The organism is Sphingomonas zeicaulis, assembly GCF_050433225.1.
Classification (GTDB): domain Bacteria; phylum Pseudomonadota; class Alphaproteobacteria; order Sphingomonadales; family Sphingomonadaceae; genus Sphingomonas_D; species Sphingomonas_D zeicaulis.
In genome coordinates, this window is record NZ_JBNPXQ010000005.1 from 199,322 (window position 1) to 224,534 (window position 25,213).

At 65.0% G+C, this 25,213-nt stretch carries 22 protein-coding genes; 15 read left to right on the forward strand and 7 right to left on the reverse strand.

The annotated features are described in order from the left end of the window. The first annotated feature begins 6 nt into the window (after positions 1–6). A complete protein-coding gene (locus tag FHS96_RS17875; RefSeq protein WP_429594590.1) occupies positions 7–1,320 on the forward strand; it encodes an MFS transporter in 1,314 nt (437 codons plus the stop codon). An 8-nt stretch (positions 1,321–1,328) separates the two neighbouring features. Continuing rightward, a complete protein-coding gene (locus FHS96_RS17880) occupies positions 1,329–2,099 on the forward strand; it encodes an IclR family transcriptional regulator (protein WP_429594593.1) in 771 nt (256 codons plus the stop codon). A 69-nt stretch (positions 2,100–2,168) separates the two neighbouring features. Here FHS96_RS17880 and FHS96_RS17885 read toward each other — a convergent pair whose 3' ends face one another. After that, on the reverse strand, positions 2,169–3,125 hold the full coding sequence (locus FHS96_RS17885) for an alpha/beta fold hydrolase (protein ID WP_429594596.1): 957 nt from the start codon (positions 3,123–3,125) through the stop codon (positions 2,169–2,171). A 231-nt stretch (positions 3,126–3,356) separates the two neighbouring features. Here FHS96_RS17885 and FHS96_RS17890 point away from each other — a divergent pair, with 231 nt between their 5' ends. The 7 genes from FHS96_RS17890 to FHS96_RS17920 all read left to right on the forward strand — a co-directional run bounded on the left by FHS96_RS17890 (position 3,357) and on the right by FHS96_RS17920 (position 12,016). Continuing rightward, positions 3,357–4,772 (forward strand): FAD-dependent oxidoreductase, encoded by a 1,416-nt coding sequence (locus FHS96_RS17890; protein ID WP_429594599.1) that lies wholly within the window; start codon positions 3,357–3,359, stop codon positions 4,770–4,772. Next, positions 4,772–5,593: an alpha/beta fold hydrolase gene (locus FHS96_RS17895; RefSeq protein ID WP_429594601.1), complete on the forward strand. Its 822-nt coding sequence runs from the start codon at positions 4,772–4,774 to the stop codon at positions 5,591–5,593. The genes FHS96_RS17890 and FHS96_RS17895 overlap by 1 nt, the downstream gene beginning before the upstream one ends. Further along, positions 5,590–6,183 (forward strand): glutathione S-transferase family protein, encoded by a 594-nt coding sequence (locus tag FHS96_RS17900; RefSeq protein ID WP_429594604.1) that lies wholly within the window; start codon positions 5,590–5,592, stop codon positions 6,181–6,183. The genes FHS96_RS17895 and FHS96_RS17900 overlap by 4 nt, the downstream gene beginning before the upstream one ends. 240 nt (positions 6,184–6,423) lie before the next feature. Beyond that, on the forward strand, positions 6,424–8,769 hold the full coding sequence (locus tag FHS96_RS17905) for a TonB-dependent receptor (protein ID WP_429594607.1): 2,346 nt from the start codon (positions 6,424–6,426) through the stop codon (positions 8,767–8,769). Between the two features lie 79 nt (positions 8,770–8,848). Then, positions 8,849–9,148: a hypothetical protein gene (locus FHS96_RS17910; protein ID WP_429594610.1), complete on the forward strand. Its 300-nt coding sequence runs from the start codon at positions 8,849–8,851 to the stop codon at positions 9,146–9,148. Between the two features lie 28 nt (positions 9,149–9,176). Next, positions 9,177–11,153 (forward strand): oxidoreductase, encoded by a 1,977-nt coding sequence (locus FHS96_RS17915; protein ID WP_429594613.1) that lies wholly within the window; start codon positions 9,177–9,179, stop codon positions 11,151–11,153. Between the two features lie 11 nt (positions 11,154–11,164). Then, positions 11,165–12,016, forward strand: coding sequence for an SDR family NAD(P)-dependent oxidoreductase (locus tag FHS96_RS17920; protein WP_429594615.1), 852 nt, complete (start codon positions 11,165–11,167; stop codon positions 12,014–12,016). A 59-nt stretch (positions 12,017–12,075) separates the two neighbouring features. Here the strand turns inward: FHS96_RS17920 and FHS96_RS17925 are convergent, their stop codons facing one another. Further along, positions 12,076–12,474 carry a GlcG/HbpS family heme-binding protein gene (locus FHS96_RS17925; protein WP_429594618.1) on the reverse strand — a complete coding sequence of 133 codons (399 nt, stop codon included), beginning with the start codon at positions 12,472–12,474 and terminating at the stop codon, positions 12,076–12,078. Between the two features lie 74 nt (positions 12,475–12,548). Here FHS96_RS17925 and FHS96_RS17930 point away from each other — a divergent pair, with 74 nt between their 5' ends. The 4 genes from FHS96_RS17930 to FHS96_RS17945 all read left to right on the forward strand — a co-directional run bounded on the left by FHS96_RS17930 (position 12,549) and on the right by FHS96_RS17945 (position 15,823). Next, positions 12,549–13,310, forward strand: coding sequence for a GntR family transcriptional regulator (locus FHS96_RS17930; RefSeq protein ID WP_429594621.1), 762 nt, complete (start codon positions 12,549–12,551; stop codon positions 13,308–13,310). Positions 13,311–13,431: 121 nt separating this feature from the next. Further along, on the forward strand, positions 13,432–14,367 hold the full coding sequence (locus FHS96_RS17935) for a VOC family protein (protein WP_429594623.1): 936 nt from the start codon (positions 13,432–13,434) through the stop codon (positions 14,365–14,367). Then, complete coding sequence (locus FHS96_RS17940; protein WP_429594625.1) at positions 14,364–15,503, forward strand: class I SAM-dependent methyltransferase; 1,140 nt, start codon at positions 14,364–14,366, stop codon at positions 15,501–15,503. The genes FHS96_RS17935 and FHS96_RS17940 overlap by 4 nt, the downstream gene beginning before the upstream one ends. Then, positions 15,500–15,823, forward strand: a complete 324-nt coding sequence (locus FHS96_RS17945) for a hypothetical protein (protein WP_429594627.1) — start codon at positions 15,500–15,502, stop codon at positions 15,821–15,823. Before FHS96_RS17940 ends, FHS96_RS17945 begins: the two co-directional genes overlap by 4 nt. Before the next feature lie 61 nt (positions 15,824–15,884). Here the strand turns inward: FHS96_RS17945 and FHS96_RS17950 are convergent, their stop codons facing one another. Further along, on the reverse strand, positions 15,885–16,934 hold the full coding sequence (locus FHS96_RS17950) for a LacI family DNA-binding transcriptional regulator (protein WP_429594630.1): 1,050 nt from the start codon (positions 16,932–16,934) through the stop codon (positions 15,885–15,887). A 216-nt stretch (positions 16,935–17,150) separates the two neighbouring features. On the opposite strand from FHS96_RS17950, the gene FHS96_RS17955 reads away from it, so the two are divergent. Next, positions 17,151–18,155, forward strand: coding sequence for a glycoside hydrolase family 43 protein (locus tag FHS96_RS17955; protein WP_429594633.1), 1,005 nt, complete (start codon positions 17,151–17,153; stop codon positions 18,153–18,155). Between the two features lie 45 nt (positions 18,156–18,200). On the opposite strand, the gene FHS96_RS17960 is transcribed toward FHS96_RS17955, so the two are convergent. Together FHS96_RS17960 and FHS96_RS17965 are read right to left on the reverse strand one after the other, a co-directional pair. Beyond that, a complete protein-coding gene (locus FHS96_RS17960) occupies positions 18,201–19,748 on the reverse strand; it encodes a glycoside hydrolase family 43 protein (RefSeq protein ID WP_429594636.1) in 1,548 nt (515 codons plus the stop codon). Beyond that, positions 19,748–21,394, reverse strand: a complete 1,647-nt coding sequence (locus FHS96_RS17965) for a glycoside hydrolase family 43 protein (protein ID WP_429594951.1) — start codon at positions 21,392–21,394, stop codon at positions 19,748–19,750. Before FHS96_RS17965 ends, FHS96_RS17960 begins: the two co-directional genes overlap by 1 nt. A gap of 166 nt (positions 21,395–21,560) precedes the next feature. Here FHS96_RS17965 and FHS96_RS17970 point away from each other — a divergent pair, with 166 nt between their 5' ends. After that, a complete protein-coding gene (locus FHS96_RS17970; protein ID WP_429594639.1) occupies positions 21,561–23,483 on the forward strand; it encodes an NPCBM/NEW2 domain-containing protein in 1,923 nt (640 codons plus the stop codon). Here the strand turns inward: FHS96_RS17970 and FHS96_RS17975 are convergent. Next, entirely contained in the window at positions 23,480–24,484 is a 1,005-nt protein-coding gene (locus FHS96_RS17975) for a cupin-like domain-containing protein (RefSeq protein WP_429594642.1), read from the reverse strand. The genes FHS96_RS17970 and FHS96_RS17975 overlap by 4 nt on opposite strands. Further along, positions 24,481–25,176 carry a SapC family protein gene (locus FHS96_RS17980; protein ID WP_429594645.1) on the reverse strand — a complete coding sequence of 232 codons (696 nt, stop codon included), beginning with the start codon at positions 25,174–25,176 and terminating at the stop codon, positions 24,481–24,483. Before FHS96_RS17980 ends, FHS96_RS17975 begins: the two co-directional genes overlap by 4 nt. Positions 25,177–25,213 lie beyond the last annotated feature (37 nt).

Genomic DNA, 25,213 nt, shown 5'->3' on the forward strand with positions numbered 1-25,213 from the left:
TGCGACGTGATACTCGACAGACATGGCGCCGGCTACCGCTGGTACGTCGTCATCCTCCTGCTGCTGATCTTCATCCTTTCCTATTTCGACCGCTTCATCCTCAGCCTGCTGGTTGAGCCGATCAAGGAAGCGCTGAAGCTCAGCGATTTTCAGATCGGGCTGTTGCTGGGACCGGCCTTTTCGCTGTTCCACATTATTGTCGCGATCCCGCTAGGCTGGTACGCCGACCGCTCCAACCGCAAATATCTGCTTATCGCGGGCATCCTGCTGTGGTGCACGATGACGGCGGGCAGCGGCCTCGTCGCGACCTTCCTGCCCCTGTTTCTGATGAGGCTCGGCCTCGGCCTCGGCGAAGCGGTGGTCAGCCCCTGCTCCGTCTCGATGATCAGCGATTATTTCGATCGCAAGGAAAGGCCGCGCGCGATCAGCGTCTATATGGCTGGCCCCTATCTGGGTGCGGGCCTGGCCTTCCTGCTCGGCGGCTTCCTCGTTCGCGAGCTTCAGGAACTCGGCCATGTCACCTGGCCGCTGTTCGGCACGCTGGCACCCTGGCAGGCAACCTTCGTGCTCGTGGGCATCCCCGGCTTCATCTTCGCCGGGCTGATGATGACGGTGCGTGAACCGCAGCGGCAGGAAAAGACCGCCATCGGTCGCAACGGATGGTACGCCTTCCAATATATCTTCGCGCGCTGGCGCGGTTTCGGCTCGCTGTTCGTCGGCTCAACCTGCAATTTTGCGCTGAGTGCGCTGACCCTGTGGAACGTGCCATTGTTCTCGCGCGTGTGGGGCTGGGGCGTGGCCGAAACCGGCCTTGTCACCGGCGCATTCTATTTCACCGCGGGGCCGATCGGCACCGCGGTCGCGGTGTGGGCGCACAAACAACTGGGTCCGAAGCATGTCGATGCCTCGATGCGCGTGCTGCTGCTCGGCCTGCTGATCTGCGTGCCAGCAAGCGCGCTCTACCCGGTGATGCCGACGCCGGAGATCGCGGTGATCTTTATGTTCATCGCCTTCATCGGCAAGTCGGTGGCGACCGCGGGCGGCCCCGCATCGATGGCATTGATCACGCCGGGCGAAATCCGCACCCAGTCGATGGCGATCTTCAACACCGTCATCTCGCTGATCGGCCCATTGCTCGGCCCACCGATCATCGGTGCGGCCACCGACCTTTCGGGCGATCCCAAAAATATCGGCATCGTACTCACCGGCTACGTGATCCTGCTTGGCGCACCGGCGATTTTGATTACATGGCGCGGACTGACATATTATCGCCAGGCGGCGCATGATCTGGACGCATCGCTCGCATCGTCGAAGGGTTGAGTAGCAGTATGGACAAGACGATCGTGAAGGGCATGTCGGTGCTCGAGGCGCTGATCGCAGCGCCCGAGCCGATGGGCGTGTCCGAACTGGCGCGCCAGGTGGGGCTGACCAAGAGCAATATTCACCGCTATCTGCAGACCTTCGTCGGCCTCGGCTATGTCTCCAGCATGGACGGCCGTTATTCGGCGACGCTCAAGGTATGGCAGCAGGGCTCCAAGGTGATCGAAAGGCTCGACATTCGCCGCTCGATCCGCCCGATCATGGACCGGCTGGCGCGCGCCACGTTGGAAACCGTCCACCTCGCCATCTCGGCCGGACCCGACGTGATCTATGTCGACAAGTCCGAGGGCGTCCATTCGGTGCGCGCCTTTTCCGAGATCGGCGAACGCGCACCGACGCATTGTTCGGCGACCGGCAAGGTCTTCCTCGCCTATCACCCGACCGCGATGCAGGAAACGCTGGCCAAGTCGCTGCGCTATTATACGCCGCGCACCATCGTCGACCCCGATGCGCTGATCGCCGCCGCGGAGGAGGTTCGCGCCTCCGGCATCGCGATCAACCGCGGCGAATGGGAAGTCGCGGTCGGCGGCATCGCCGCGCCGGTGTGGGGGCCCGACGACCAGATCATCGCCGCAATGGGGCTGACCTTGCCGCTCGTCCGCTTCACCGAAGATGGGGCCGCAACCTTGATCGCGCAGATCCGCGCGGCGGCGGCGGAAGCCTCCCGCTCGCTGGGTGCGTCGACGCGGCTGATTGCGGAGGATCGCCTCGTCGCGTGACGATGTAAGAAACTTCCCTCTCCCCAAGGGGAGGGGGGCAATTCGGCGCCCTTCTCTAGCCGCAACCCGTTACCGCTTCACCGCCTCCCGTAGGAACTCCGCGGCGATATCCGACCAGCGCGCGGGCTCGACCATCAGCATATGCGCCGAACCGTCGGAGAATTTCTCGTATCGGAAGTTCGGTTTCATTGCCCCCGTCCGCTCGTCGATCGCGTTAAGGGCATCCTTGCCGTCGGACAGCACCAGCAGCGGCGCTTCGATCCGCTTGAGGTCGCCGGCCATGTCATTGGCATAGACCGCTTCGTGCGCCACGTCCGACGCACCGGCGAGAAACATATTCAGGGTCGACCAGTTGATCGTCGCGAGGTTGCGCGGATAGGCGCCCTGCGCCTTGAACAGCTTGTCGTAATAGGCGCTGAGATGGCTGCCGTCGGGCTTCAGCGAGAGATCCGGGTGCGGCAGCGCGCGGCGCTGGGCGCGCTCGGCATCGTTGTAATTGGGCGCACCGTGGAGGATCACGCCGGTTACCCGGTCGCCATGGCGCGCAGCGAAGGCGGCAACGATGGCGGCACCGGTGTGGTGACCTGCGAACGCCGCCTTGCGGATGTGCAGCGCGTCGAGCACCGGCAGCATGTTCTCGGCATAGGCGGCGATCGTCGGCTTGCCCGCCGGCGCATCGGACATGCCATAGCCCGGCGTGTCGATCGCCAATGTGCGAATGCCGCGCGCCGCGAGGCAGGGCTGGATGTCGGCGAATTCGATGATCGACCATGGCGTCTGGTGGATCAGCACCAGCACAGGCCCGTCCTCGGGCCCCATAAGCCGATAATGCACCTGCCCCATCGGCGTGGCGGCATAGCCCTTGCCGCCCTTGAGCACGCCCAGCCCGTCCCACCGCGAATCCTGCGGAGAGGGCGGCACGCAACGCTCGGCGCGCACAGTCGGCGGCTCGGCCGCATCCTCAGCGGCGGCGGGGCCCGCCAGCACCATCGCCATCAAACCGGCCGCGACCGTCACTTTGAACATTTCACCACCCCATGTTCTATTATTCGGAACAACGTTCCAATATGCAGCGTGATTGTGATGGGGTACCGAGTCAATGCTTATCGAATGTCGACCAGAGAAACGGGGATTTCCGGCACGCACTGCGTCAATCGCTGCGTCGCAAATACCCGCTTGACGACCAGTAAAACCCGGCGCTAGCCTCAATTATAGAACACCGTTCTGAATATTAGAACACAGGGAGTCGCGGGGGTCATGTGGGATGTCATCATCGTCGGCGGGGGCTCGTCAGGCTTGCCGGCTGCGATCTTCGCGGCCGAGCGTGGCGGGCGCGTCCTGCTGATCGATGCAGCCGCCGAATTGGGCGGCACCCTGTGGGTCGCGACCGGCCAGATGAGCGCGGCAGGCACGCGGCTGCAGCAGGCGCGCGGCATCACCGACAGCGCCGACGCCCATTTCGAGGACGTCATGCGGATCAGCCGCGGCACCGCCAATCCCGGCCTCGTCCGCCTGGCGATCGACAATGCCGCCGACACCTTCGACTGGCTGATGGATGCCGGCTTCGAACCGCTGCCAGAGCATCCGGTGACCGGCTTCGGTCATGAGCCCTATCGCGAGAAGCGCTATTACTGGGGCGCCGAGGGCGGCATCACCGTCAAGAATGTTCTCGTCCCCCGCGTCGAGGCGCTAGTGGCCGCGGGCCGGATCACGCTGAAGCTGCAGCATGAGGTGACCGCGCTGCGCAGCGATGCCGACGCGCGGGTGATCGGCGTCACGGTGCGTGACGCCGATGGCGCGAGCCATGACTTCGACGGCCGCAACACCGTGCTGGCGACCGGGGGCTACGCCGCGAACGCCGAGATGTTCGAACGGCTGAGCGGCTATCCGCTCTACAACGCCGCGCCCTACCCCTTCTCTCAGGGTGCCGGGCTGGTGCTTGGCGAGGCGGCGGGCGGCTATCTGCGCGGCCAGGAGAACGTCTTCAATAATTTCGGCACGCTCTACAACAGCGATACGTTCCCGGCGCGGTCGCTTGGCGTGGTCGAGACCTTTCCCGAGCGGCGCGAGCCTTGGGAAATCTACGTCAACGCGAACGGCCAGCGCTTCATCCGCGAGGATATCCGGAGCGTGGACGCGCGCGAGATGGCGCTGATGGACCAGCCCGACCGCCGCTACTGGATCGTCTTCGACCGGGCGATCCTCGACACGGCGCCGCCGATCATCGTCGGCTGGAGCCGCGAGGACATGGCGCGCGCCTTCGCCGAAGATGGCCCCGCTTTCTCCAGCGCGCCGACGATCGAGGCGCTCGCCGAGCGCGCAGGCATCGACGCCGCCGGCCTCGCCCGCGCGGTCGCAGGGTTCAATTATGGTGTGCTGACCGGCAACGATTTTCTCGGCCGCGTGCACGCGCCGCAATCGATCGGCACCGGCCCGTTCTACGCCATCCGCATGCAGGGTAGCTCGATTTCGAGCGCGGTGGGCCTCGCGGTAGACGACGACCTGCGCGTCGTCCGCCGCGACGGCCAGCCGATCGGCAATCTCTATGCGATCGGCGAACTGCTTGGATCGGGACAGACGATGGGCAAGGCGGCGTGCGGTGGCATGATGGTGACGCCGGCGATGACCTTCGGTCGCCTGCTCGGCCAGCGCCTGCCGGTGGAGAACGCCTGATGCTGCCTTCGGTCAACCTGCTCGCCGGCGAGCGCCGCGGCTATCTTTCCGGCCCGTGCGGCCAGGTCCATTATCGCGACCTCGGTGAGGGGCCGGCGATCGTGCTGGTCCACCAGGCGCCATGGGGATCGATCCAGTACCGCAAGGCCGCGCCCGAACTCGCCGCCGCCGGCTATCGCGTGATCGTGCCCGACCTGCCCGGCCACGGCATGTCCGATCCGCCCGCGGCTGGCGGTGCCAGCGTACCGCTCTATGCCGATGCGGTGGCGGCCGTGATCGATGCGCTTGGTCTCGGCACGGTCGCGATCGTCGGCCATCACGGCGGCGCGCTGGTCGCGGCGCGGGTGGCGGCGACCTATCCCGGCACGGTCCGCGCGCTCGCGACCGACAACATGCCATATTACACCGCCGAGCAGCGCGCCGCGCGCGCCGCCTCCCTCAACGATGTGCAGGAGATCAAGGCGGACGGCAGCCACTTCACCGATCGCTGGGCCGCGGTGCGCCGCATCGCCGATCCGACGTGGAGCGACGAGACCGTGCATGTCGGCATCGTCGCCTATTTCGCCAATGGTCCGTGGAAGGAGGACGGCCATCGCGCCGCCCCGGCCTATGATCTGGAGCCCGATCTCGACCGGATCGCGTGCCCGGCCCTGATCCTCGCAAGCCACAAGGATCCGCTGTTTCCGATGGGTCGCAAACTCGTCGAGCGGCGGCCGCGCTGGGCCTATGCCGAATATCCGGGCGGTGCCGGCATGGTCTTCGAACGCGCGGGCGAATGGGCAGCGCCCATCCTTCATTTCCTCAAGGGTCTTCCGAAATGACGATCACGATCTACGGCCGCCCCGGTTCGCGCGCACGCCGGCCCTTGTGGGTGGCGCGGGAACTCGGGCTGCAGGTGAGCAACATCGAGCCGGCGCCGGGCGACATCAAGCAGCCGCCCTATCTGGCGATCAATCCCAACGGCAAGGTGCCGGCGCTGATCGACGGGGAACTGACCTTGTTCGAATCGTTCGCGCAGAGCCTCTATCTCGCCAAGAAATATGGCACCAGCACGCTCTATCCGAGCGCGGTCGAGGATGAGGCGCGGGTCTGGCAGTGGACCTTCTGGGGCCTCAACGAACTTGAAAAGCCGCTGACCACCTGCCTGTTCGAACGCGTCATCAAGCCGGAGGCGGAGCGCAACGCCGCGCTGGCCGATGCCGCCGAGCGCGATCTGCAGGCGCCGCTGGCAGTGCTGGAACAGGCGCTCGGTGGTCGCGACTGGCTGCTCGGCAGCGATTTTTCGGTCGCCGACATCAATGTCGCTGCGGTCGCCGCGCTCACGCGGTCGACCCGCGTCGACCTGTCAGCTTTTCCCGATGTGGCCGCCTGGCTGGAGCGTGCCGTGGCGCGCCCGGCGTACAATGGCTGAGTGTTGCACAACGATCACAAACCCCGCCGGGATCGGGCGAAAACGATAAAAGTCACGTGACATCGGCGGGAATTATGTCATACTCCTATAACAAATAATAAATTGCCGTTCGCAGGGCATCCCGCTGGTCAAATGCCGGGGGGATTGAGTGGGGTTTTGTCCGGATTTCGCCGGGCAGAACGCGAGTTGGGCAGGGATCGGCCGGCGCAGGACCGGCCGCGAAGGATTGGAAAGGACGACATGTTGACCAGAGCAAAGCTGGGGACGCTCGCGGGGTTGAGCTTGTATGCGTTGGCTGCGGGGGCGGCACAGGCGCAGGACACGGCACCCGCTGCCGACGCCGTCGAGACACCGCAGGAAGGCGTCGGCGACATCGTCGTCACCGCGCAGCGCCGCGAACAGCGGCTGCAGGACGTGCCGATCGCGGTCAGCGCCTTTTCCTCCGCAGACATGCAGACGCGCCAGATCAGCCGCACGATCGACCTGCTGAACTATGTTCCCAACCTGATCGGCCACAACAATACCTCGGTCGGCACTGCGAACAGCTATTCGATGCGTGGTCTCAACAACAATGAGACCATCTCGACCTTCGACCTGCCGGTCGGCACCTATGTCGACGAAGTCTATATGTCGCGGCAGAGCGCCAACAATTTCGCCTTCTTCGATGTCGAGCGGATCGAAGTGCTTCGCGGGCCGCAGGGCACCTTGTTCGGCCGCAACACCACCGGCGGCGCGATCAACGTGATCATGAAGAAGCCGGGCGAGAATTTCGGCGGGTTCGCCGAGGTCGGCTATGGCCGTTTCGATCGCGTCACCGCCCGCGCGTCCGTCGATCTGCCGATCGTGCCCGGCAAGGTGCTGAGCAAGATCCAGGGCTATTACGTCAACGACGACGGCTACGTGAAGAACCGCGTCACCGGCGATCGCCTGAACGACGAGAAGAGCTATGGCTTCCGCGGCGCGCTGCGCGTGTTCGGCGGCGATACCGTGACGTGGGACGGCACGGTCGATTACAATTACCAGAGCTACGCCAACTTCCCGAACTTCTACGATCCGGCCACCAAGGATCGCGTCAGCTACACCCGGCTGCGCAAGGGCCAGACCGTGTCCGACGTGTTCGGCGGCCGTTCCTACCTGTCGTCCGGCCTGTCGGACAACACGCTGGGCAATGTCGCCGAGAGCTGGTCGTTCACCTCGAACCTGCAGATCGACGCGGCCGACGATCTGACGGTGAACATCATCACCGGCTATCGCCACATCTATAACGAATATCTGACCGACAGCGCGATGAGCCTCAACAGCGCGGCCACGGTCTATACCTTGCCGGCGGATGTCGTCACGGTGGTGCCGGGTTCCACCTCGGTGCTGGCCAATGACAGCTGGCATGGCCAGTTCAGCCAGGAAATCAAGGCGACCGGCAAGGCGTTCGACAACAAGCTGACCTACACCGGCGGCCTCTATTACATCCGCGAAGACAACAAGACCAACTTCGCAAACCTCGCGATTACCGCGGCCGGCGCGCCCACGCTGTTCGCCGATCGCACGATGTCCAACAACACCGATGCGATCGCCGCCTATTTCCAGGCCGATTACGAGGCGATCGAGGGCCTGACCCTGACCGCGGGCATCCGCTATACTGAGGAATATAAGGACATCGCCTTCCAGGCGAACGACAGCCCGCTGCCGCCGGTCGGCCTCAACCAGCCGTTCAACACCGACGACATCATCGCCGCCGGCCTGCCGATCAAGCAGACCGCCAAGGTGTGGACGCCGCGTTTCGCGATCAACTACAAGATGGCGCCGGACGTGTCGGTGTTCGCATCGGCCACCAAGGGCTTCAAGTCGGGCGGCTGGGTCTCCCGCTCCTACAACGCGGCGGGCATGTTCCCCTTCTCGCGTGAGACGATCTGGTCATTCGAAGGCGGCCTGCGTTCCGAATGGTTCGACCGCAAGCTGCGCGTCAATCTGACGGGCTTCTACTTCAACGACATGGACAACCAGCTTCCCGCGGGCCGCGAGAACCCGCTGGTGCCGGGCCAGATCATCTACGTTACCCGCAACTTCGCCGACCTGCGCAACTATGGCCTCGAATCCGAGATCACGCTGGCGCCGGTCCGCGGGCTCAACATCTACTGGACCGCGGGTCTCCAGCACGCGCGTTTCAAGAACATCGATCCGTCGGTGATCGCGCAGGCGGCGAACTGCCGCAACGGCGTGGCTTCGGCCTGCAACCAGGGCATCGTCACCGCCGCCGGCGAGATCGCGCTGCCCTCGCGCGTGGCACCGTTCAACTCGACGGTAGGCGCCAACTACACCGCGGAGTTCGGCGATTTCCGCCTGACACCGTCGGTGAGCTGGGCCTATACCGATGGCAGCTGGCCATCGGCGCAGAACGACGCGCGCGGCTATCAGGAAGCGCATGGCCTGTGGAACGGCGGCATCTCGCTGCGCAACGTAGCGCAGGGCTGGACGCTGTCGGCGGAGTGCACCAACTGCTTCGACCGCCGCTTCGTGTCTTCCTTCCTGATCTTCCCGTATCTCAACGAGCCGGGTCGCTGGACAGTGCGCGCGCGCTACGACTTCTGATTTGCCAATCCCGGGCGGCGGGGCGCACAAGCGCCCGGCCGCCTTTTCCATTTTCCGCGATCCATCCAGGAACATCGCCATGGCCGAACTTCCCAGCGCCGATCAGGTAAAACTGCCGCGCAGTAGCAAGGGCCGCCGCCCGAACTTCTTCGAGGATCCGGCGATCGACCAGGTGATGACCTTCTTCCTCGAACTGATGACCGAGGTGGCGGTGATGCGCGAACGGCTCGACACCGTCGAGCGACTGCTCGAAACCAGGTCCAGCATCACCCGCGCCGATATCGAGGCCTATCGCGCCGACGAGACGGTGGAGGCGGAACGCCTTGCCTGGCGCAACGCCTATGTCCAGCGGGTCATGCGGATGCACGCGCCCGAGTGACACGCGCCGACCCGCGAGCAGCCCAGCGATGACCGCCTATCCCAACCTCTTCTCTCCGTTCATGGTGGGCAGGCGGACGCTGAAGAACCGCGTTGTCCATGCTTCCATGTCGACGCATTATGCCGATCGCGGCCGCGTCACGCCGCGGCTGATCGACTATTATGTCAACCGCGCGCGCGGCGGCACGGCGATGCTCGTGACCGAGCCGATGGCGATGCTGAGCCATCACAAGCTGCCGACGCGCCCCGCGGTGCTTTCCGGCATCAACGAGGGCGAACTCACCCGCTGGGCCGATCTGGTCGGCGCCGAGGGCGGGCTGATGCTCGGCCAGATCCAGGACAATGGCCGCGGCTTCCGCGCCGGCTTCCGCAACCCGGATGCGATCGGCCCCTCCGCGCTGCCCGACGATCTGAGCTGGACGGTGCCGCACGCGCTTTCCGCCGACGAGATCCGCCGGATGATCGACGAATTCGCCTTCTGCGCCACGCGGCTGCAGGCGGCGGGCTTCGCCGGCGTCGAGATCTCCGCTGGCCATGGCCACCTCTTCCACCAGTTCCTGGCCGCGCGCTCTAACGTGCGCGACGACGACTATGGCGGCGACCTCCCCCGCCGCACCCGCCTGCTGACCGACCTGATGCTGGCGCTGCGCGACGCGTGCGGCGACGATTTCATCATCGGCGTCAAGCTGCCCGCCGAGGATGGCATGGAAGGCGGCATCGACCTCGACATCGCGGCGCAGATCACCGATCGCGTCCACGCCACCGGGGTGATGGATTATCTCACCTATTGCTGGGGCGCGCACGGCCACACGCTCTACGAGCATCTGCCCGACCTGCACGGGCCGCGCACGCCCTTCGTCGATCGCATCGCCGCGCTCGGCAAGCATGCGCCGGGCGTGCCGCTGGGCGCGCTCGGGCTGATCACCGATCCCAATGAGGGCGAACGCATCGTCCGTGACGGGCTGGGCGACCTCGTGATGATGGGCCGGCCGCTGGTGACCGACCCGGCCTGGGCGGTGAAGGCCGAGCAGGGCCGCGAGGCGCAGATCCGCTATTGCGTGTCGTGCAACACCTGCTGGCACATGATCAACATCGGCCGCGGACTCCACTGCGACAACAATCCCCGCGTCGGCGCGCCCGACGAGGCGGACTGGCGCCCCGAGCCGGTGGCGGCGCCCAAGCGCGTCGTCGTGGTCGGCGGCGGCATCGCTGGCATGGAGGCGGCCTGGGTCGCCGCCGCGCGCGGCCACACGGTAACGCTGTTTTCCGCCGGCGACGAGGCGGGCGGCAAGACGCGGCTCCACGCCCTGCTCCCCGGTGGCGAGAATCTCAGCAGCATCTATGATTATCAGCGGCTGTCGGCGGAGCGCGCCGGCGCGGTCTTCCACTGGGGCACCACTGCCGGTGCCGACGACATTCTCGCGCTCGCGCCCGACCATGTCGTGCTCGCGACCGGCGCGACGCCGGGCTGGCCGGACTATCTGCCCGCCGAATATCGTGGCGAGGGCTTTTTCCCCGACCTCCGCCAGGCGATGGCCGATCTCACCCGGCTGACCGCGCGACAGGCGGGCACCGCGGTGATCCATGACGCCGATCATGGCGCCTTCACCTATGCCGCGGCCGAACTGCTCAAGACGCGCTACGACCGCGTCATCATCCTGACCGAGCGGGAGCGGATCGCCAGCGACGAGGCGATGGTGACGCGGCAGGGCGTCTATGCCCGCCTCTACGCCAAGGACATCGAGATCGTCACCTCGGTCCGCCCCCTCGCCTCCTCGCGCTTCGAGGAGGGCGAGGTCGCCTATGCCAATATCTTCAGCGGCCGCGAGACGGTGATCGCCGACGTCGCGCTGTTCACCTATGCCACCGCGCGCATCCCCGACGATGCGCTCGCCGCGCCGCTGCGCGCGGCGGGGATCGACGTCCGCACCATCGGCGATGCGCACGCGCCGCGCACTGTGCTGGTCGCGACCGCCGAGGGCTATCGCACCGCCATGGAATTCTGAGGGAGAAACCAATGTATCCGGATCTCGCGGGCAAGGTCGCCATCGTCACCGGCGCCGGCCGCCACGGCGGCCTAGGCGCCGCCATCGCGCGCAAGCTGGCGGAAGACGGCGTCCATGTCGTCCTCCACGATCTCGGCCAGACCAAGGGTGCGATGGCGCCCGAACATGGCGTGGGCCAGGCGAGCGAGCTCGAACAGATCGCCGACGAACTGCGCACCCTCCATCCGAACATCGCCACCTTCGCCGCCGACATGCGCGTCGAGGCCGAGGTCGAGGCGCTGGTCGCCTTCGCGGTCGAGCGGTTCGGCAAGCTCGACATCCTCGTCAACAATGCCGGCGTCGGCTTCCTGTTCGGCCCCTTCGTCGACCAGACGCAGGAGATGTGGGACACGGTGCTGGACGTGAACCTGCGCGGCTCCTTCTTCGCGATGAAGCATGCGATCCGCCAGATGCTCAAGCAGGACGAACTGCCGGACTGGGGCCGCGGCCGCATCGTTTCGATCGGCAGCCGCGGGTCGAAGTCGGGTTCGGCGCTGACTTCTTCCTACATCGCCTCGAAGCACGGCCTCGTCGGCCTGACCCGCTCGGTCGCGATCGAGATGGGGCCACAGCAGATCACCGTGAACGCGGTCTGCCCGAACCATGTCACCACGGGCCTGGGATCGTGGCAGAACGAGTATATGGCAGGCATGCGCGGCCAGACGCTTGACGAATATATGGCAGCGATGCGCGGCCGCATTCCGCTGGGCCGCGTCGGCACGCCCGAGGACACCGCAAATGCCTGCGCCTTCCTGTGCTCGGGCCAGGCGCGGTATATCACCGGCGAGGCGATGAACGTGTCCGGCGGCGAGGAAATGCACTGAATCGATGATCTATTTTCCTCCCCGGCGCGCAGCGTCGGGGAGGACAAAAAAGCGACTTATCACCCCAACGCAGCAATCCCCGCCTCGGCGATCGCCACATCCTGCTCGGCATTCCCCCCGGAAATCCCGATCCCGCCGATGCACACACCATCCCACCGGATCGGCAGCCCGCCCGGCATCGGCAGATAATCGGTCAGCCGCAGCAGTTCCGGCTCCTCCTTCAGCCGGCTGGTCAGCACCCCGCTCGGCGCGCGCATCAGTGCGGCGGTGCGAGCCTTGGCGGTGGCGACCGCGGGGGTCATCACGCCGGCGCCGTCGGCGCGCTCCAGCCGGAACAGATAGCCGCCATCATCGACGATCGCGATCGTCGCTACGATGCCGATCTCCTGCGCCTTGGCGCGCGCCGCCGCCAGCATGGCATCCAGTTCGGCACCGCCGAGCACAGCCTTGGTCTTCATCTTCCTTTTCCTCCGTCTTCGATCATGATTAAGGGACGATATCGCGCCACACCGGGCGTCGAGGGGAGCAGGGCTTGACCAAACGCAGCGAAGAGATGGCATCGGTCGACCGGTTCCAGGCCACGCCGCTGTATCACCAGATCTTCATGCAACTGCGCGAGGAGATCATCAGCGGCAGCCGTGCCTTCGGATCGCGCATGCCGACCGAGGAGGAACTGTCCGACAGCTTCGGCGTCTCGCGCATCACCGCGCGGCGCGCGCTGGCCGAACTGGCCGAAACCAACCTCGTCGCCCGCAAGCGCCGCGTGGGCACCCACGTCACCTACCAGTCGCCCGCGAAGCCGATCCAGGGCAGCATCGACCAGGCGGTCGAATCGCTGATCAGCTTCGGCCGCAACACGCAGGTGAAGATCCATGATTTCGAGACCGTGCCGGCGCGCCCGCCCGTCACCGACGCGCTCGACATCGCCGCGGGCACGCCGGTGCTGCGCGTCACCCGCGTCCGCTGGCTCGACGATGCGCCGCTCAGCTACATGGTCAGCCATGTGCCCGATGCGCTGGCCGGGGCGATGACGCCCGCGGCGCTGAAATCCACGCCGATGCTGAGCCTGCTTGAACAGGGCGGCGCCAAGATCGGCGCGGCGAGCCAGACCATCTCCGCCTCGCTGGCCGACGCACAGCTTTCGAACCTGCTGGAGGTCGATATCGGATCGCCGATCCTGCGCGTCAGCCGCACCGTTATGGATGTCGACAAGCGGCCGATCCAGCATGTGCTCGCCCATTTCCGGCCCGATCGCTACCAGATTAAGCTCGACCTCCAGTCGGCCTATTCCTGACTGCTGCGACGTGACTCTCTGGCTGAAACCCGGCATGGACGCTTCCTGCCACGCCGCGCTCATTTGATTTAGAAATAAGTGTAATTGGCGCTAAGCTGCCCTTCATGGACGAGAGGGCGAGATGAGCGACTGGACCTCACATGGCGATCCGCTGCTGACGCGGTTCCGGTTCGCGACGATCGGCGCGCCCAATATTGGCGTGATCGAGGATCAATATTGCAACTGGCTCGGCTATCATGTCCGCGAACGCGGCACGGTCGATGCAGATCTCGCCGCCAGTTGGGGCACCCCGGCCTCCGCCGGCCGCCCGTACATCGTGATGAGCACCGAGGGCGCCTCGACCGACTATATCCGCGCTGTGCAGGTGGGCGCCGTGCCGGGCTATCGGCCGCTCACCACCTTTGGTTGGGCGGCGTTCGAAATCATCGTCGATGATGTTCATGAGGTGCACGCGCGGCTGCGCCAGTCGGGGTTCGAGATTCTCGCCGAGCCCAAGCCGCTGCAATTCATGCCGTCGATCGTCGCGATGCAGGCGGCGGGGCCTGCCGGCGAATGCCTTTATTTCACGATGGAGAGCGGCGATCGCGCGACCTCGATCCTGCCCAGTCCACGCTCGTTGATCGACCGGCCTTTCATCCTCGTCGTCGCCGGCTCCGATTTCGATTCGCTGCGCAACTGGTATTGCGACCTGTTCGATCTCAAACGCCGGCCGCTGCGCGACAGCAAGATCCAGCTCGTGCAGGATGCACAGCGGCTGGACCATGACCATGTAATTCGCATGACCACCGCGGGCCTGCGCGAGCATGGCTATTTGTTCGAGTTTGACGAATATCCGACCGGGCCGGGGCTGATTGCGGCGTCGCGTCCGCGCATACAAGGAGACTTGCCGCCGGGCTGCGCGATGGCGAGCATCGCCACCGTCGCGCTCGATCGCGTCGCCGACCAGGCGATCACGCCACCGGTGCGGCGCGACGGCATCGGCTATGAAGGCCGCCGCGCCTGCACCGTGCTGGGGCCGGCCGGCGAACTGGTGGAATTCATCGAGGAGGCTGAATGATGAATGTGCGCGACGTCCAGCACCCGATGCTGCCGCAGGCGACCGAGGAGGAACTGAGCCGGCAGCGCGCGGTGGTGTCGCTGCGCAAGCTGCTCAACGCACGGGTGCGATCGCAGAATGTCCGCCGCTTCGCCGAGGAAGGCGCCCCCGCCTTCGCCGCGCGCCATGGCCGCCAGCCGCAATCGCCCGACGAGATCGAACAGGCGCTGTTCGAGTCGGTCGGCTACCGGATGTGGAGCGCAGCCAACCGCGCCGCCCAGGAAATGATCTGGGTCTCGGTGGGCGAGCCGATCTTCCGCGATCGTGACCGGATGCAGGCCGCAGCCGCAGCGCTGGCCGGCGCCGCCGACCGCAAGGGATCGCTGACGCTTCACGCCGATTATGATCCATCGCCCGAGATCGCGAGCACCGACGTCCACCTCCAGCCCGGCGGCTATGCGCGGGACGACAGCCCGGAGGATATCGTCGCCGGCGCCTTCTACGAGACCGGCGGCAACGTCTTCTCGTTCGGGCAGGGCGCGGGCAAGAGCGACAGCAAGGCCGGCGTGATCTTCCGCCTGCTCGAGGAGCGCTTCGGCGGCTTCACCCCCGGCCGGGTGCTCGATCTCGGCTGTTCGGCGGGCGCCGCCTCGGCCGCCTATGCCGATCGCTTCCAAGATGCCGAGGTTCACGCGGTCGACATCGGCGCGGGCATGCTGCGCTATGCCCATGCCCGCGCCGAGGCGCTGGGGGTCGCGGTGCATTTCCATCAGATGGACGCGGCCGAGTTGCGCTTCCCGCACGATCATTTCGACCTCGTCGTCTCGCACAACATGCTGCACGAGATCGGCGCCAACAAACGCCGGCGCGCGATGGCCGAGGCGCTGCGCGTCGTCCGCCCCGGCGGGCTGGTGATCTTCCAGGATGTCGACACCCGCTTCGCACCGACCGACGTCCATCGCGTCGAGAAGAATTGGGACACCAGCTTCAACGGCGAACTGTTCTGGAAGACCTACAACGATGCCGACCTGCTGGCGGACATGCGTGCCGCCGGCTTCGCCGAGGGCAGCATCGAGGAGCATAATGTGTCGGCGGTGAGCAATCTCAACCGCTGGTATGTGATCAGCGGCGGCAAGCCTGTGGGTGGCGCCAAGTGACGACCGCCGCCGACGCCATTTCCGCGGTGATCGCCGGCCAGCGCGGCGACCGCCCGTTCAGCCTCGACAGCCAGGAGGCCGAACAGGTGCTCAGCGTCGCGCTGGCGCTGATGGTCGAACTCGCCGCTTCCAACGACCGCATCGACCGGCTGGAACGCGAGGTCGCATCCCTCCGCGGCGTGCCGCTCGACGAACTGCGCAATGCCCCGCTCGATGGGGCTGCCCGCAGCGAACGGCAGGAGGCACTCGATGCGATGCAACTTCGCGTGATGCGCATCTTCCTCGATCCACGGGGCAAGACGGAGCGCGGCGGCGCCTGACAGGGCACCCTTCACGGGAGAGAAAGGGGGCGGGGAGCGCCACCTGTCCCCTCACGCTGCATTACGCCCCGCGGTCCCGCTCCGAAGGCGGAGGCGCGACAGATTGGCGCAGGACAAGCTCGTGATCCAGAATGATCTCACGACGTTGTCGGGGCGTGCCCCCCTGCGCGATGCCCGCAACCAGCAGCGAGAGCGCTTCGGCCGCCAGCTTGTGCACAGGCTGGCGCACCGTGGTCAGCGGCGGCCAGAGCATGACGGCAGCTGGGGTATCATCAAAACCGACCACCGTGAGTTCGCGCGGCACATCGAGTTGACGCCGATGCGCAACTGACACGGTTGCCGCCGCCATATCGTCATTGCTGGCGAAGATTGCCGTTGGCGGCTTGGCATGATCCAGCAACTGTTCCCCTGCGACCAGCCCCGACGCGTAGCTGAAATCGCCCTGCGCAACCCTGATGTCGACGTCGCCCACTTCCCGTACCGCGTCGTAGAAGCCGGCCATCCGTTCGGCGCTTGCCGCCTGATCGGGATTGCCCAGGATGAAGCCGACACGGCGGTGGCCCTGATCGAGCAGCAGCCGCGACATTTCGTAAGCGGCGCGGCGATCGTCGACGCGGACGCAAAGCGCGTCCGTCACCCTGTAAGCGCCGACCGCCGCGATCGGGAGACCAGCGGCGTGCACTATGTCCAGAACGCCCTGCGCCTCACCTAGCGGGGGAGCAAGCAGCGCACCCGATATGCCCGAGGCAATCAGATTCTCGAGCGCCTCGCGCGACGGTGGGCGCCCAGCTTCGCCTTTCAACAGGATGAGGCGCGCGCCGTGTGTGGACGCCTCCTCGAACACACCCGTCAGGAAATCGCTCATAAACGCGGCGCTCGGGTTCGAATAAACGATCCCGATGCGCAGTTCGGTCGAAGTAACGAGGCTTCGCGCAGCGACGTTGGGGGTGTAGGCGAGCGCGTCGATAGCCCTCTGCACCGCCTCGCGCGTTCGCGGTCTGACACCTTCATGGCCATTGATGACCCTTGATACGGTCATTGGCGACACGCCCGCGCGCGCTGCAACATCGATGATGGTCGCGCCCCGCTCGGCTCGAACCGGCTTGTTCACTCGCAATCCCTGCCTCGAAGCTTCTGCCAAGCCACGTACGTCAATTGGGGCTTCGGCGCAAAGCTCTCGTCGTGCGGGGATGCGAGACGCGAGCCTGCCAGGATGTGAGGACGGCAAAATTGTCCACCCAGCCCCTCGACGTGGCGCCTTTTGTCGGAGTAGAACAGCTCAGGGCTCGCGAATGATAACGCACGAGCAACCAACAGGAGTCAGGGCATGCGGAAGGCGTCTTTCGGTTCATTGGCAATGGGCAGTCTCCTCATGCTGATGTCGACGCAGAGCCTGGCGCAGTCCGGCACCCCGGGATCGAACCCGCTGATCCGCGACAAATTCACGGCCGACCCCGCCCCGCTCGTCGTCGGCGACCGCCTTTATCTCTATGTCGGGCACGACGAAGCGCAGCGCGACGAGATGTTCAACATGCGCGAGTGGCTTGTCTACTCCACGACCGATATGAAGACCTGGACGGACCATGGTGCGATCATGAAAGTCTCGGACTTCAAGTGGGCCAAGAAGGATGCCTGGGCATCTCAGGTCATCGAACGTAATGGCAAGTTCTGGTTCTATGCCGCCGTCGAGCACGACAACTCTCAGCCGGGCAAGGCAATCGCCGTTGCCGTCTCCGACAAGCCGACGGGCCCATTCGTCGATGCGAAAGGTTCCGCGCTCATCACGAACGCCATGACCCCGAAAGGTCCGCACAGCTGGGAGGATATCGATCCGACCGTGTTCACTGACAAGGATGGGACGACATGGATCGCGTGGGGCAATCGCAACTGTTATATTGCCAAGCTCAAACCAAACATGATCGAAATCGACGGCGCTATTCGCGAAATCACGCCGCCCCATTTCGAAGAGGGGCCATGGATACACAAAAGAGGCTCGCTCTATTATCTCACCTATGCCTCATTGGACAGAACTGCGCATCGCGATGAGCGCATCTCTTATTCCACCGCGCCGTCGATCCAGGGACCTTGGACGTATCGCGGCGAGCTGACCGGATCGGGAAAGTATAGTTTTACGATCCACCCCGGCATCGCCGAGTTCAAGGGCCAATGGTATATCTTCCTGCACAATGCGGCCCTGGCCATCGGCGACCAGAATGGCGCGATCGGCCGCCGGGCCGTGACCGTCGAGCATCTCCGCTATAACGCGGACGGAACGATGAAGCCGGTCATCCAGACGGAAGCCGGGGTGACCGCCCCTCCGGCGGCTGAGTGAAAAGGGTGCGGCGGGCCGGCCAGCGCAGTCTGGACCGCCCGGATGTCAATAGCGAGAAAGGCTGAACCCGTTGATGTCGAGATAGCCGCCCTTCCCCTGCGCGCGGTAACAGGAAATGGCGAACTGAACGCCCTGAAAGGTTCCGGTTCTCCAGTCGTAGATAAGCGGGACTTCGGCGCCGAGCGGCACGAACCGTTTGCCATCCTCACTGTAGGACAGCACGGCCTTCTTTGCGGGGAAATCCATGTCCGTACGGAGCCAGATCCGATCGGCTCGAACAGACTGCCTCTCCACCTGGACATCCACCTTCGGCCCATCCGTGGCGGCCTCGGTTACACGCATCGTCAGCGCGCGGCCTCCATCCGGCAGCCCAAGCACGGAGATCTGGCCACTATATTTGCCGAATGTACCAAAGCCGCAGACGTCCCCTGACCGGATAGCCGAGGCGTCGACCTCGACCTCACCACGTGCCCGCGGCGCCTGCCCCTTCTGGACCAGCGTGTTGCGCGCCCACCAAAGCTGATCGCCCGGCGCGGCCCTCAATCGAAGCCAGCCGGGGCGTTCCGTCAGCGACCATAGTTCCGGCATGGGATTGTGGTTCCACTGCCATTGCCGTCCGAGGACGGCCCCGCCGAACTCATCGGAGGCGGGCGGCTCCACGAAGCCGCGCCCCGCAACCGGTATCGGGGCGCGATCCGGCACGCGTCCGGGCGCCTCGGGTGTTCCCCAGACCGGCCAGTCATCCCGCCAGAAGATCGGACTGATATTGGTCACGCGGCCGATGGCACCGGCGTCAAGCATCACAAAGCCGTAATAGTCCCCGTTCGGAAGATCGACGATCGCGCCTTGATGGCCGCCGGTGGTATCGTCGATCTGCGGGCGCACTTCCCACGGGCCGGTGAGCGCTCTGGCTCGGGAGACCGTCAGCGCCAGCTTGCCCGGCAGCGCATTGAACAGATAGTACCATCCACCGCGCTTGACGATCTTGGTACCTTCCGCGCCCTTGTTGTAATGAATGACGCGGGAGCCGACGATCCGGCCCACGCCCTCGTCCAGCGTGTACAGCGTGACGGTGCCGTCGGAGCCGATCGAGGACGCCAGGTAGGCCTGCCCGTCATCATCGAAGAACAACGCCGGATCGAACGCTTCGCGATCCAGTTCCTTATAGGTCCAGGGACCTTTGGGGTCGGCGGCGCTGTAGATGCGGGTCTTCTGGCCGACGGGCGTGACGGCGACGTAGAATGTGCCGTCGCGATAGCGCAGGCTCGGTGCGTAGATCCCGCGGCGATACGCGCCGCCCTGCTGCAGATCATATTGCGGGCGGCCGTCCAGGCGCTCGACGAGGTGCGAGACGATGTCCCAATTCACCAGGTCGCGGGAATGGAGCATCGTCAATCCGGGCGCGTTGGCGAAGGTGGTGCTGACGAAGTAGAATTCCTTGCCGACACGGATGATGTCGGGGTCCGGATAGTCCGCGTTGAGCGGCGGATTGCGATAGGTTCCATCACCCTGGTCGGACCGCCAGACCTGAGCCGAAGCGGCGCTTGCCCCGATGATCGCGACGGCGGCGCAGACAGCCAGCCGGCTGCGCATCACTGAAACCACGCGTACGGACCGACGACGGTGCCCACGAAGCCGGTCGCGACCTTGGTCGAGAGAAACCCGACGTCGAGATTCTCGTGCAGAACGCGCCTGCCTGCCGGGGTGACATAGTCGAACGCCATACGCCCCCCGTCCGCGCGGATGGTCAGGGTCAGCGGAGCGCTTCCCTCCAACGGTGCCGAAGCGATGAGCTTTTCGTCGCCTTTCTCTGTCGTGTAGAGCGCGACCACGTCCTTCCCGCCAATGCGTGTGACGCCGAAGAAGAGGAAGTTCAGGTCGCTTTGCATTGCGGCCAGCCCCGCGCGTTCGCCATCGCGGGACGGCCTGAAGCTGACCGTCGTGCTCATTGTCGCACGATGATGTTGCTGCCTGCGCCCGACGAATGCCGGAGTTCCGCTCAGATCGCCAATCGGCGCGCCGCGCCCGAGAACAAGATCGCCCCGGTCGAGATGATAGACAGGCGATCGGGGCGTTCGCACGCCAACCCACTGCATCGCGAGCCTATCACCGTCAAACTCGTCCGCGTAACTGAAGTCGCCTGTCGTAGGCAGTGCGGACGGGGGCTGGAACGGCAGCTTGGGCGCCGCCACCGCAAACGGTATTGATGCGCCGGCCGGGAGAATAACGGGCCAGCCATCCTTCCAGCGTACCGGCAGCAGGAAAGTCTCGCGACCGATATTGTAATAGTCTCCCTCGTACGGCCTCACCGCCAGGAACGTCGCCCACCATTCCCCCGCCTGGGTTTTGATGAGCGTCGCATGGCCTGCGGAGGTGACAGGGTCGGCACGCGAGGGATCGAGATCGCGCTGTGTGAGGATCGGATTGCCGGCATAGGGGACGAACGGCCCCTTGAGGCTGCGCGACCTGAACACCACCTGCGAATGATTGACGCTGGTGCCCCCCTCGGCGGCGGTCAGATAATACCAGCCTTTCTCGAGGAATATATGCGGACCCTCGATCCAGACGGGTTTCTTGCTGATATCGACGCCGCCGTTGATGAGTTGGGTGCTGTCGCCGATCATCCTGCCCGTGCGCCAGTCAAACTCCTGGATCCAGATTGCCCGATGGCCGGGATAGCGGGGCGGCTCCGACGGCGCACGATTGTTGACGATATAAGCCCTGCCGTTTTCCCAATAGATCGAAGGATCGATCCCCTCGAACGGCAACCAGATCGGATCGGACCATGGGCCGGCTGGATTCCGCGCGGTGATGACGAAATTGCCTCGGCACTCGACGCAGGTGTTGACGATGTAAAAGACACCGTCGTGATACGAAATATCTGGTGCGAACACCGCCTGCGACGTTCGCAGGCCGGTGAAATCGAGTTGGCCGGGCCGATCGATCGCATTGCCGATCTGACGCCAGTTCACGAGATCACGGGACGTGAAGATGGGCAGCCCGGGGAAGTGCGCGAATGACGACAGAACGAGGTAGTAATCGTCCCCCACCCGGGTGACGGACGGGTCAGGATAATAGCCCGAGAGGATCGGATTTCGGTACTGCCCGCTCTTCACATCCACCTGCTCAATCGCGCGCCCCTCATAGGTAAAGCGGCTGAAGCGGGGCGGGTCGGCTGCTGCCGCCGCTGATCCTGTCGCGAGACCGGTCAGTATCAACGCAAGCCTGCGAATGCTCATATCCATCTCTCTCCCATCCCTCCGGCCGCTGACTGCCCTTGGCCTGACAACCGGCGTTCCCTGCCGTCGCGCAGACGCGAGCGCCGCGATGGAGCCGTTCTCAGTCAATTCGCGCTGGACAAGCCAGTTCTACTCCGACAATTGATAACGTCAACAGGAGGGCACAGTGAAAACTGTTTCGAAGAGCGTCTGGCTGGCTGCGTCCGCGCTGCTTTTGATCGCGGCGAACGATCCCCCTCCGACGCGCGACACCCCGCTGCAACCGACCGGTCGCTGGAGCGCCAATGAAAAGGGCGAGGCGTCGTTGCCGCCGATGGGCTGGAACAGCTGGAATGCCTTCAACAGCGACGTCGATGAAGAGAAAGTGATGGCGTCTGCCAAGCTGCTGATCGACAGCGGCCTGGCGCGCCTCGGCTATCGATATGTCAACATCGATGACGGTTGGTGGTTGCGCCGCCGACAGCCGGACGGCCGGATGGTTATCCGAACGGACCGCTTTCCCTCTGCAAAAGCCGGCCCGAACCAGCGCACGAGCTTTCGTCCGCTCACCGACCGGCTTCACGCGCTGGGCCTGAAGGCCGGCATCTATTCGGATATCGGCCGGAACAGCTGCGGACAGATCTACACCCCATCCTTCGCCAATCAGCCGGAGGGGACGATAGCGGAACGCGAGGTCGGCCTCTACGGCCATGTCGATCAGGACATCGGTCTGTATTTCGCAGAATGGGGGTTCGATTACATCAAGGTCGACGCCTGCGGGATCCGGGGTCTTGGGCGCGATGCCGATCATGTCAGGAAGGGAGATTATCGGGAACTCACGCCGCTGATCGACATGGCAGCGTTGAGCCGGACGGACATTCCGGCCGTTCGCCGCCTGTACGACGACGTCGCCGAAGCGCTAGAACGCCACAATCCCGATGGCGCATACCTTTTCTCCTTGTGCCTGTGGGGTTCGGCCGATGTCCGATCATGGGCGAAGGATGTCGGCAACGCGTCCCGCACCAGCGACGACATCACCGCGAGCTGGACGCGGATGCTGACCAATTTCGACAGCAGCGTCACGCGCGCGCTCTACGCGCACCCCGGCTCGTGGAATGACCCCGATATGCTGTTCGTCGGTTCGGGAGACTTCGACGCCAACCATATGACTGAAGCGCAATCGCACTTTGCGCTGTGGGCGATCACGAACGCGCCGCTTCTGATCGGCATGGATCTGCGCAAGGCAACGCCGGAGCAACTGGCGCTCCTCGGCAATCAGAGCATCGTCGCGCTCAACCAGGATCCGGCGGGCAACCAGGCAGTGCCGGTCTATCTCTCGGATGACGCGCAGATCCTGGTCAAGACGCTCTCGAACGGTGACAAGGCGGTCGCGCTGTTCAACCGCGGAGCCGCGCCTCTCGAGATGGTTCTTACCGCCGACCATCTGAAGATGCGGGGCGATCAGGACATTGCGGTCACCGACCTGTGGACCGGTGCACGCAGCGGCTTCACCAAGGAAATCAAGCTTGCGGTCGCGCCGCGCGAGACGCTGATGTTCAGGGTTCGCGGCACCCCCAGCCTGTCCGACGGCATGTATCTCTCTGAAATGCCGGGAAACGTGAATCCCGCTGAGGACGGCGTCACCGTTCCGCAGGCCGATCCCACGATCTACCGGTCGGTCATTCCCTGGACGGGAACGCGCGGCCCCGGCGAGCAGCCGCAATATGGCGGCTGGGGTGGCGCTCAGGCGGATCGGAGCCCCTATGGCGAACCACTGCGGATCGCGGGGAAGCGGTTCGACACCGGCATCGGCGTTCTCGCGAATTCGCGGCTGGAGGTTCGCAACCGCGGCTTTAGCCGGTTCACCGCCACAATCGGGGTCGACGATGCCGCCATGACGGCTGATCGCGCCGTGACATTCCTGGTGTATGGCGACGGTCGTCTGCTCGCCCGCTCCCCGACACTTCGCCGGGGAGACAAGCCGATCGAAATCGCGGCGGAATTGCGTGGCGCCGCGCTCGTCGAACTCGTCGCCGACGCGAACGGCCCCTTGCGCGAAGCTCTGCCGGTCGTGTGGGGCAGCGCCCGCTTCGAAGGCAAAGGCCGCTAGCGACCGCGCAGCATCTGCAGGACCCAAGCGCGGATGCGGCCGTAATTTCCCCCGGCGAGGGGGCCAAGCACGCCGTGCTGCTCCGAAGGCAGGTGCGCCAGAGGGTGCCCCTGGGGACGGAAGACGTAATGATCGAACCAGGCGCGCCAGGCAGCGCGCTCCTGCGCAGGGCGTTCGGCCATCGTGATCATGGCAAGCATCATCGCGGTCATGGGTGCATCGGGGCCGGCACTGAACGCGTCCCACCAGTAGTTCACAAGGCAGTTCACGGTGCCTTCCGCATCGACCTGGTGCCACCACAGTTTGGGAATGTATACCGCATCACCGGGCATGAGCGTGGCGCCCACCGCCAGTGCATGCGCTCGTGCCACGCGCGGGTAACGCGCATCGTCGAGCGCCGCGTCCGCAGCCAGCGCGACCGGCTGTCCCGCCATCGTATGGTCGACCGGCCCGACGTAAAGATCACCGATCGCTGCAGGCGGATAGAGGGTGAACCGGCGGCGGCCGGCGACGCAGCAGGCGAGATTGTCGAAGGCATCATAATGACAGGCGATGCCGGACGCATTGCCGATCCAGACGCGTGGCGTCACGCTGCTGGCGACAAGCGGCATCGGGTGCGCTTCGGCAAAGCCCGGAAAATAGCTGTCGGTTGGGAGCGACCCGGCATAGACCGTCGGTGCATCCGGATCACCGGCGGCTTCGGATATGCGCCGAAACGCGTCTGCGAGACCGATCGTCTCGCGCTTGAAATTGAAGTGCCGCAAATCACCCGTGTAACGATAACGACCTGCGTTCTCCCCTTCCCCGACGAAAACCTCCGCGAGCCGCGCTGACGCGAAGCGCAGCAGGAACGTCAGCAGATCGGGCCCTTCGAGACGGGTGACCGGCCAGTGGCGACAGGCTCCCCGCAGCACCACTGGTTCGCATCGGCTGACGACAAGCGCGTGGAAGGCCTCAGCGTCCGCTATCGCCGTAGCCGAAACCTCTGGCAGGGGCGTCATCGCACAGGCAGCGCCAGGCGGGCGTTGCGGCGTTGTGCCAGACGCGGGAACTGCCGGATCGAGCCCGCCAGGGCATGAGCGATTTGGAGATGGCCTGTACGAAACAGGCTGAGAACCTGATCATCCTCAAGATCGGCCAATGCATCGAGGCTGATGGTATAAAGCCCCGCCAGCGTCAGTTTCTCGCCATCATCGAAGTTCAAGGAGATGTCGATCGGCTGGACGAGCTTCATTGCCAGGATCGACGCGATGAACGCATCCGTCTGCTGCAGTTCAACATGCAGGGTCTGAACGATGGCAGACATACGCTGCAGGGCGGCCCCCGGCGCGCCGTCCGCCGCGAACAGTGGTTCGGCAGCCTGATCGGCGAAACGAGGGTCGTTTTGATCGATCGCGAGACCATCATCCGTCAGGTAGAAACCACGTCGCTCGAGATCGAGCGGGCGGAAGCTGGCTGAAAGTTCTTCGCGCGTCACCAAAGCTGGCTCGTCCGGCTTCAATCCCAGCAACGCCGCCATGTAGAACGCTCCGGTGTCCGGATGCTTGGTCAGCATGACGGGGCACAAAGCCACCGCTGCCGCGACCTCGCCGGCGACGATCTGCACGAACGATGGAATATATGCCGCCAGCGCCTCCCCCATGCGCAGTGCGCCATGTCGCTTCGGATCTGGCAGTTCCACCGTCATTGCCATGCGGAATCCTCTCACATCTTTTCTATGTCCCGCGGCC